This is a genomic window from Motilimonas sp. E26 (assembly GCF_021278025.1).
In the GTDB taxonomy this organism is placed as follows: Bacteria; Pseudomonadota; Gammaproteobacteria; order Enterobacterales; family CBDFNC01; genus Motilimonas.
The window spans coordinates 1-8,539 of sequence record NZ_JAIBHJ010000050.1 but is presented as its reverse complement, the minus strand read 5'-3'; the positions used below and the strand labels follow the sequence as shown (position 1 = coordinate 8,539).

Below are 8,539 nucleotides of genomic sequence, written 5' to 3'. Positions count from 1 at the left end.
ACAGTGCTTGCTATTGCCGTTGCTGCAACAGCTACTGGGAATTGAGCCACTGAGCCAACCGACGCGAACTTGCCCTTACATCCCTCCCGCTCGCCTTGAGAAAGGCACTCAGGCGAAGCGCAGTTAACGCTCAATGCAGCAATTTACTTAATAAGGAAGGAAATCGAGCTTATCGAGGCTCCGGGGATAATCCGAGCATTGTCCAACAATTGAATATGGGGGGTCGGCTTCGCGACACCTATTCTTATCTGTTAGGCACTTTCTTCACCAAGCCATATTTTTTCTACGTACCCAGGTTCTTTCAGCTTTTTGAGTTGTTTTACCAAACCAGCCACACTAAGTTTCTTAAGTGCTTCTGGTAGCTCATTGTTTAGTATTTTGTATACACTTGACCAATCGGCCTCTGTTTCAACTCTGCCATGATCGAATCTCAATAGCTCTGAGTTATATTCTAGTTTATTATTAAAGCTATCAGGGGTCAGTTTGTATGGGTACTCCATTGGTTCAGTTGCATATTTCTTTTTAGGAGCATCCATGAACCCAAAGTCTTTGGGTCTAGCACAAAGCACGAAAGCTTTTGTTCCAGCTTGTTGAAATCTCCCACCTAAGCCGATGTACCCAATAACCCAATTATCAAGCTCTTTAAACGCAAGGGCTTTACCGATGAATTCGAATCCATCTCTCTCTAGCTGATTCAAAAAGTCGGTGTAATTCATTTTATGCCTAACGCCCGTAGCTGCTCCGACTGCCTGCGATTGTTATACGCTCTAAGATGCATGAGTAACTTTCCCCGATTTTATTTCAAACTCAGAATTTTCTTTACGAAAGCATTCACCTGAAAACTGTGAGAAATCTGTGTAACGTGATATTTCTTTGTAAGCAACGACGCTTGAGTCGCCGGTAAATACTGCTAGTGTAATACCGTCGTTGAGATTGATACGACTATTAGCCTCTAAGTCCCAGTCAAAGCCAAGAACCTCTTTCGCCGTAGCATTAGTTGAATATGGGCCAAAAAAACAGACTTTGTCCCATTTAGCATTCACAGCTTGAATGAAATTAAAGCCGCCCGCGTCTCTATCGATCTTTAGCATGTAGTCAAAGCTATCGCTTTTACTACACGCGCCACAAGATATTAAAACAAGTATTGGGAGTATATTTCTCATTTCGTATAACGCTTCAAGCTGGGGGGGTGGGAGTGCAGCGAGTACAAGCCCCTAGACTTGACTTGTTAGCAGCTATGTCCACAAGGCCCACCTTATTTTAATTAAACGGATTAGCATGTTATTTTCTAACTCAAAGCTATCCTCTTCAGGTGTATCTGATTCGGTGTAGCTAATCCACCATTTATATAATTCGTCTATCTCAACTTTTGCTAGTCGATGCTTTTCATCTGCATTCCAATCCGTATTTCCAAGAGCCAAGTCTTCTTTCTCTACGAAGTCTTTTAGTAGCTGAAAACAGGCATGCAAAAGTATGGAATCTTTATCCCGCCAATCATCATTTAATGATTCAATTTTTAACAGATTACTTGGTTGCATGATAGTAACTTCTGGCTGCTAACGAGACTGTAGAATAACTCCAACAGCCCGATTTGACTAAAAAACAGGGCCCAGCAATCAATCCTAAGCGCTTTTAAAACAATAGGTAATGCATTTTGGAACCCATAAAACAGGCTATATTTCTTAAAAAAAGAAAAATTCTACAGCCTCAACGCCGAATTAAGCTGCTACCAACGCACGATGTCATTAAAAGCAATGCACCGTAACCAAACTCTTTGGAACCAATTTAGCCACGCATTGGTAGTCAGGCTTGGATTTCTTGTTATAACACGCCTCAATATTTGCATTTACAAGTTAATTGTGTCCTTTGGATGATGGATACCATCGTAAATTTTGACTGGCTCCAAATCATAGGGATTAACACCTTCGAGACACGCAACATTAATTGCGAATTGATGCGGGTTAGAACGTCTTTGATGATGAGTATATATGCCGCAAGTTTTACAAAAATAATGTTTTGCCGTCATCGTATTGAATTGATAAAGGGTCAAGTTATCTTCACCTTTTACAATTTTGAGGTTTTCAAGCAAAACAGAAGCAGCAATTGCTCCACGCTTCCGACACATGGAACATGAACAGCGACGAGGATCCTCTAGACCGTTTGGCATCGCCAGCTCTAACTCCACTGCACCACAGTGACATTTTGCATTGTGTACTCTTTTTATGTCCATATTATTACCTCCATGCTGACACTCCGGAAAGTGTTATAACGAGACTGTAGAATAACTCCAACAGCCCGATTTGACTAAAAAACAGGGCCCAGCAATCAATCCTAAGCGCTTTTAAGAAAATAGGTAATGCATTTTGGAACCCATAAAACAGGCTATATTTCTTAAAAAAAGAGAAATTCTACAGCCTCAACGCCCAATTAAGGTGTGAAGCACGCTACCACGACACTCAATTTGAACACCGTAACACTAAATTAGACCCAGACTAAAAATGCCAAGCGTGCTGAATCACTCTTAAATTGTTATACGAATTTTTCCGCCAGTTCCCTTGTCATAAAATGACTATGAGGATCTAGTTCGTAATCGGAGAATGGCTCGCAATAGCTGAATCCAAACTTTTCATACAAATTTCTTGCTGGTCGAAAGAATTCCTGAGTACCTGTTTCTAAACTAACCCTCTGATATCCTTTATCAACCGCTAAATTCAATGCATGGACTAGAAGCTTAGTAGCAACACCACACTTTCTAGAAGTGCTGGAAGTTCTCATCGATTTTAATTCGATATGCTGAGGGGTTAATTGCTTGATAGCAAGACAACCTTGTAGCTCTCCGCCAGACCAACCACTAAAGAACGTAATATCTGGCGATTTAAGCGCATTAACGTCAAGAGCATGAACACTTTCTGGCGGTGAAGTCGCATACATATCCGCTAAGTGCTCTTCGAGAAGCTTAATGACTTCACCACCCGATAGGTCGTCTATTTTGATTTCCATATTCCGAATTTTCCTTATTCGTATAACGCCCAACGCTAGCAAATCCCCACAAAATATCTTTTTCTATCAAATATATAGAAAAGCATCTCGTTGTGTGATCTAATTAATTTCGCCAAAAACAAACCAGATTACAACGAGATGCGTGAACTTAATATCATACACCAACAGCTACAAAATCAATGCCCTTTCATTCACAAAAAACGACTTCAATCCCTCATCGATTCTACCCAAGCATTGCTCCAAGGTGACCACCTCACCCTTACTCAACTTGGCCGCTCCATGACGGGTAAGACATCCGCTAAACATGCCATTAAGCGTGTTGATAGGTTGCTTGGCAATGCGCAGCTAACTTGCAGCCTCAACCCCTTTCCATTTGTCCTTATCGACTGGGCTGACGTGCGTGAACAGCTGCGAATGATGACATTACGCGCATCCATTGCCGTCAATGGTCGCAGTGTTGTTTTGTATGAACGTACCTTTGAATTCAAGCATTACAACTCTCCTCGCAGCCATCAACGTTTCTTGGATGAATTAAAACAAGTGATGCCACCCAACTGCACGCCCATTCTGATCACCGATGCCGGTTACCGAAACACCTGGTTTCGCCAAGTTGAAGCACTTGGTTGGTATTGGCTTGGCCGTTTACGCGGAGAGGTGGGGGGTGAAGCTAGCCAAGCAAGGCTGGCTATCGAATTCACAGACTCAGCACCTCGGGCCTGCTGTCATCGCAAAGAAGAGCCCTCTTGCATGCCACCAACTTGCCCCCGCCATGTTTACTGCAGAACAAGTCGTTAAACTCTACGCCAAACGGATGCAAATCGAAGAATCATTTCGGGACTTAAAAAGCCCTGCTTATGGCTTTGGCTTACGCCATTGCCGGAGTCGCAGCACGAAACGATTAGATATTTTGCTACTCATCAGCCTGTTGGCTGAGGTTGTGCTTTGGTGTATTGGACTGATTGCTAGGCAGCAAAATTGGCAATAACAGTTTCAAGCTAACACCATCAAAACCCGCCATGTTTTATCAATAACACGGCTCGCAAAAGAGGTGCTAAGGCGGCGGGAGTACCGAAGAAGTAGCCCGGTTATAGAGTGGGCAATCTACGAATACATACGGGTGACCCATCAAACAGCGATGCTTAAATAATGAGGGGATCCGTCAGCGCCGCCACATGGGTAGTGCTAGCAGGCGGAAAATTTGTTTCAAATTTTATGACAGCTCGCGCTATACCTTATGCTTGGCCTTGTTATGCGATATTAAACCGTCGGCGTTTAACCCAAACTCAACCGTCTTTGCTATACCTTTATCTCTGAACGAGTATCTAAGCAATTCCTTATTCATCCAACGAATGCTTCCAATTTGGCAATTGAACAAGAACTCATCAGGTTCCTCAACAAACACTTGTCTCCGAAAAACTTCGCAGTCTGACAAGTCTGTTACAACAAGCGCTAGAGAAAATTTTGTAGAACAATGGTCCGCGACTAAACTCGCTTTAAGATTTCGACTCTGGTTAAACTTCCTACTTAGCACGTACGAATTTTGAAAGTTGTCTTCAAGCACTTTGGCTCTCGCACGTTCGAATGGCTCAATTGGCCACCGATTCAGTTCACAGACTTTTAATAACGAGGTAAAAAGCTGTTCTAGGAGTATTTCTTTTATATTCACTACAGCTATAGAAAAACTTAAAATCGAACTTGTCATAGTATTTTAAAACTGAACTACTTAACTCCATAGTGCCATCTCTAGTGTCCCCATCACTAAGCTTAATCACTACCCTAGACACGCCTTGCGTTTCGACACCCTCTAAGTAGCGTTCAAAATGTGCACATACACACCGGTTCTCCAGTGTGAACTTTCGAGATTCAGAGCGCTCCTGCTTGTAGCCCCACAAAGAAAATTCTTTAAGTTTCAAAAATACCCGCTATTTGCCAAGGGACTCAATCGCAATCGTGGTAGAGCGACCCATTACTGGGCCGACCCCACACAGATCCGGACGTGCGCTTATGTTAAAACACAGGACCGCATCGAGCTTTTGGGCTCTTCAGTTATCTATTCACGCGTGTAAATCACCACGCACCTAGTACCAATCTACGTGAATAAATCGCTTACTCACTCTTGGCCTTTATATGGCGTAATACATTAACATCTTCTTGAAATTACTCTAGTTATAACTTCGCCGACCACTGCATCTATTCAGCCATTTGTATAAACTGTGCAGCACATAAATTTAAAACCTATCTAGGCTTAAGCTTTTATTGTTGGTTATAATGTGGAGCGAAGCGGAACCTAACCAACTGTTTTTTGTTCCGTTTAAAGTCTCTTGTTAGGCTAATGCTGTACTCGTACTACCAAAGTGCTTTCTAAATACAGTTTTAACCGCCTCACAGGCATTTTTTTCAATAGTTTTACGCCCATAGGTTCTATTTATGATTTCACTAGGAACTGAGCTTTCATCGATCAACTGTACATTTTCAACTTTCCGTTGAAAACAGCCATGTTCATCGAAGAAGCCTTTTTGCACGTAGCTAGCCACTTGGCACAAGTACAATTGATTAGCCTGATTGCGAACAAACACAACATCTCCAACTTGCATCGTTTTTAGCCAATACTTGATTGCTAAATCACAGCGTTGTTTTCCTAGTGCTTTTTCATCTAGCTCATCATTAGCGATCAGCTCTTGCTTGAGTTTATAGATGCGGTCGAGTAACTCACGTTCAGAAAGCTCTAATCTAGGAAAAATAATACTTGCTTGTTGTTTAATCAACTCTTGATTACCGCAAGTACCGTGAACACTGTGAATATAAGGATATTGTGGTGAAAACGTGGGTTCTGTGGCCACAAAAACCTTATCCATTCTTAGAAAAAAGATGTTCTTCATCATATACCTCACAATTCGATAAATTAGCCTAACGAGACTGTAGAATAACTCCAACAGCCCGATTTGACTAAAAAACAGGGCCCAGCAATCAATCCTAAGCGCTTTTAAGAAAATAGGTAATGCATTTTGGAACCCATAAAACAGGCTATATTTCTTAAAAAAAGAGAAATTATACAGCCTCAACGAGCCTGTAGAATTACTCGTTTTAAGATATATTTTTATAATGCACCAAACCATAGCTGAGTTCTTGTTTTGACTCAATTGTTTAGTCTTTTTCTGCTGTGATGAAAATTATCAAGGTTTGGCGTTTTTATGGGAAGTTACAGGCTGGTTTAGGGGTGAATTTCAGGCAATAGGGAGCTTGCCCTGCTTAATGCATCGTCTTTTGCAGCTTTTCAATATTATGAACAAGGCAATACAGCTGCCACTGGGCATTCACTTTGGCTTGTCCCCGTACGTCAACTTATTCATGCCTTTATTCACCGTAATATTGCCGAACACGGGCTCGATACAGCCCAATCGTTTGCTATATTGCCTTCGCCCAATTGGGCTATCTATTTTAACTTTCATTTTATCGATATAGCTCAGCTGCTTGCGTAATTCATCATTTTTAAACTGAACTTGCCGCCCTTGTTTTTATCGGGGGCTTTCGCATACATTGCGCTTGCAGCGGGCATACTTTGCAATCTTTTAAGTAACCACAGAATCGCGTGTAGCGTTGATGATGGCTTTTCAAATTATCACCGCTGCACCACATTTTATTGCCTGCTGGGCTGCGGCACGTTTGGGTTGTTTCATCATTTGGCTCTCTCAAAGAGCCATCAACCAATAAAAGCTGATACATCTCTTTAAACATGCCACGGCTTAATAACTCCGCTGACTCGCCACAACCTCACTCATTACGGTTGCTTTACTTGGACTTCAGTGGCACTTCCTTTATGAAAAGAGTAAACCTCGTCAGTCAGACTGTACTTATCGGAGCGATCTCAGCACTTTAGGGCGGTCCGACGTTTCGGCACGCATCCCCTGTGGCCTACTTAATTCTCTGTGTACGCTTCACCTATCTTGTTCGCTGAAAAAAATCAGCTCCGCCATAGGCGCAACACTCGATACGGGTGGTGAGTTAAACCTTACCCGACAGGGACTTGCACCCTGCAAGATGCATCAAGCTTCGCTTGACGCACTAACGCCCACCACAGCGGCTGGTTAGAAGCTTAGCTGGCGATGTAGATGAATTGCTCATCACTTGACCACCTAGCCTGTGCCTTTATTTTGTATAAATCAAATGCAGCCTGATATGGATCGGAATCGTACTCAGCTTCTACCATTGCCCAAGCTATCCAATGCGATACTGTGTAATAGCAACCAGACAACTGATATAAAGGCTCACTTAAAAAGAAAAAAGCTTCGTAGCCTTCCTCGCCACAGTGTTTCTCAATGATCTCACACAGTTCATCATCTAAATGGACTGTGGGTGAATCGCTATTCTTAAGAATCTCATGTCTCTGTGATTCAGAGCCTCTGTAAACGGAGCGTTTCTTGGCAGTAGACTTTTCTCCATTTAATTGGATAAGTTCCTCATCTCCAAAATCACGGAGTACGGCCTCGATATCTTCATTTAGCTGATCAAGTTTGCCTAAAAGCTTCTCATCATCAATTTCTGTAGTTTGAGGATGAGCTTTCCTTACTTCGTTAACTCGTTTAAGTAATCTATCGCCATTAGGGAATATTGAAAAACACTCTTGTAGCTTTTCATCACTAACATTCCATATGTCGAAATGAAGAGCATAATCTTCTCTGATATCAGGCATAGAATCAGTAGGCTCACCTAAAGCTTCTCTCCACTTCCTTTGCCATTCTTGTTTAATGCTCATATCTATCCATGCTTCTAACGAGACTGTAGAATAACTCCAACAGCCAGATTTGACTAAAAAACGGGGCCCAGCAATCAATTTTAAGCGCTTTTAAGACAATAGGTTATGCATTTGGAGCCCATAAAACAGGCTATATTTCTTAAAAAAGAGAAATTCTACAGCCTCAACGCCAATTAAGGGGTGAGCAACGCTACCACCCAACCTAAAGCATTGTGCCATAAACACTAAATTTGAAGTAGAAGCAAAAATGCCAAGCGTTGGGAATCCCTCTTAAACTGTTATGTTCGTACTACAATGTTTAGTGCGATTACATCGAGTTGCCCTAACTCATTAAAATTTAGCCGAAAGTGCTTGTAACCTTCGTTACTATTAATTATTTCTGATTCGACGTGTTGCTTAAGCCAAAAAGATGAACATATTTCATAACAGCAGTCGTCTCGTTCTCCCTCAAGTAAATCAAATACCATCTGCCACCTGAATGCTACGGGATCAGCGAAATACAACTTTACCGATTTTTCCTGCCAATCTTTAAATTCAGCTCGTAAATCACCATCTTCTTGATGGATTTCTGGATATTCTGCATCTGCAGTAGAAAACCCCAAATCTAGTAATTTAACTGTTTCCATAGCCCTTCCTAGCCTAAAAAACATAACGCTGGCAGCAACGGCCGGAGGTCCGATTGCCTGCCCTTGATAGTCATTGAGCCCCTTCCCGCACATCTCTAACCGAGGGATGCTTAAGGTGTCTAAACCGAACAGGAGAAAGCTCAATGAACTTTTATAATAA

At 42.0% G+C, this 8,539-nt stretch carries 8 protein-coding genes and 2 pseudogenes; 1 reads left to right on the top strand and 9 read right to left on the bottom strand.

The window, feature by feature from the left end; all coding sequences use genetic code 11:
- Window positions 1-251 precede the first annotated feature (251 nt).
- The 5 genes from K1M91_RS20800 to K1M91_RS20780 all read right to left on the bottom strand — a co-directional run bounded on the left by K1M91_RS20800 (window position 252) and on the right by K1M91_RS20780 (window position 3,000).
- On the bottom strand, window positions 252-716 hold the full coding sequence (locus tag K1M91_RS20800; protein WP_232804181.1) for a hypothetical protein: 465 nt from the start codon (window positions 714-716) through the stop codon (window positions 252-254).
- A gap of 51 nt (window positions 717-767) precedes the next feature.
- The gene (locus K1M91_RS20795; RefSeq protein WP_232804180.1) at window positions 768-1,091 is read right to left on the bottom strand and encodes a hypothetical protein; all 324 of its coding nucleotides are present in this window, start codon (window positions 1,089-1,091) and stop codon (window positions 768-770) included.
- A gap of 144 nt (window positions 1,092-1,235) precedes the next feature.
- Complete coding sequence (locus tag K1M91_RS20790; RefSeq protein WP_232804179.1) at window positions 1,236-1,538, bottom strand: hypothetical protein; 303 nt, start codon at window positions 1,536-1,538, stop codon at window positions 1,236-1,238.
- Between the two features lie 308 nt (window positions 1,539-1,846).
- Window positions 1,847-2,230: a GFA family protein gene (locus K1M91_RS20785; RefSeq protein WP_232804178.1), complete on the bottom strand. Its 384-nt coding sequence runs from the start codon at window positions 2,228-2,230 to the stop codon at window positions 1,847-1,849.
- 299 nt (window positions 2,231-2,529) lie between these two features.
- Window positions 2,530-3,000 carry a GNAT family N-acetyltransferase gene (locus K1M91_RS20780; protein ID WP_039453267.1) on the bottom strand — a complete coding sequence of 157 codons (471 nt, stop codon included), beginning with the start codon at window positions 2,998-3,000 and terminating at the stop codon, window positions 2,530-2,532.
- Window positions 3,001-3,138: 138 nt separating this feature from the next.
- Here K1M91_RS20780 and K1M91_RS20775 point away from each other — a divergent pair.
- A pseudogene (locus K1M91_RS20775) lies at window positions 3,139-4,147 on the top strand (transposase).
- 1,177 nt (window positions 4,148-5,324) lie between these two features.
- Here the strand turns inward: K1M91_RS20775 and K1M91_RS20770 are convergent.
- The 4 genes and pseudogenes from K1M91_RS20770 to K1M91_RS20755 form a co-directional block, all read right to left on the bottom strand.
- On the bottom strand, window positions 5,325-5,840 hold the full coding sequence (locus K1M91_RS20770; protein ID WP_232804177.1) for a hypothetical protein: 516 nt from the start codon (window positions 5,838-5,840) through the stop codon (window positions 5,325-5,327).
- Window positions 5,841-6,249: 409 nt separating this feature from the next.
- Window positions 6,250-6,458, bottom strand: a pseudogene (locus K1M91_RS20765) (transposase).
- 635 nt (window positions 6,459-7,093) lie between these two features.
- Window positions 7,094-7,753: a hypothetical protein gene (locus K1M91_RS20760; RefSeq protein WP_232804176.1), complete on the bottom strand. Its 660-nt coding sequence runs from the start codon at window positions 7,751-7,753 to the stop codon at window positions 7,094-7,096.
- A 278-nt stretch (window positions 7,754-8,031) separates the two neighbouring features.
- Window positions 8,032-8,539 (bottom strand): hypothetical protein (locus K1M91_RS20755; RefSeq protein WP_232804175.1); only part of this gene is annotated, 508 nt, incomplete at its 5' end.

Coding starts and splice junctions, on each gene's coding strand:
- K1M91_RS20795 (WP_232804180.1), bottom strand. CDS start 1,091: ATGCTAAAGATCGATAGAGACGCGGGCGGCTTTAATTTCATTCAAGCT.
- K1M91_RS20790 (WP_232804179.1), bottom strand. CDS start 1,538: ATGCAACCAAGTAATCTGTTAAAAATTGAATCATTAAATGATGATTGG.
- K1M91_RS20800 (WP_232804181.1), bottom strand. CDS start 716: ATGAATTACACCGACTTTTTGAATCAGCTAGAGAGAGATGGATTCGAA.
- K1M91_RS20780 (WP_039453267.1), bottom strand. CDS start 3,000: ATGGAAATCAAAATAGACGACCTATCGGGTGGTGAAGTCATTAAGCTT.
- K1M91_RS20760 (WP_232804176.1), bottom strand. CDS start 7,753: ATGAGCATTAAACAAGAATGGCAAAGGAAGTGGAGAGAAGCTTTAGGT.
- K1M91_RS20785 (WP_232804178.1), bottom strand. CDS start 2,230: ATGGACATAAAAAGAGTACACAATGCAAAATGTCACTGTGGTGCAGTG.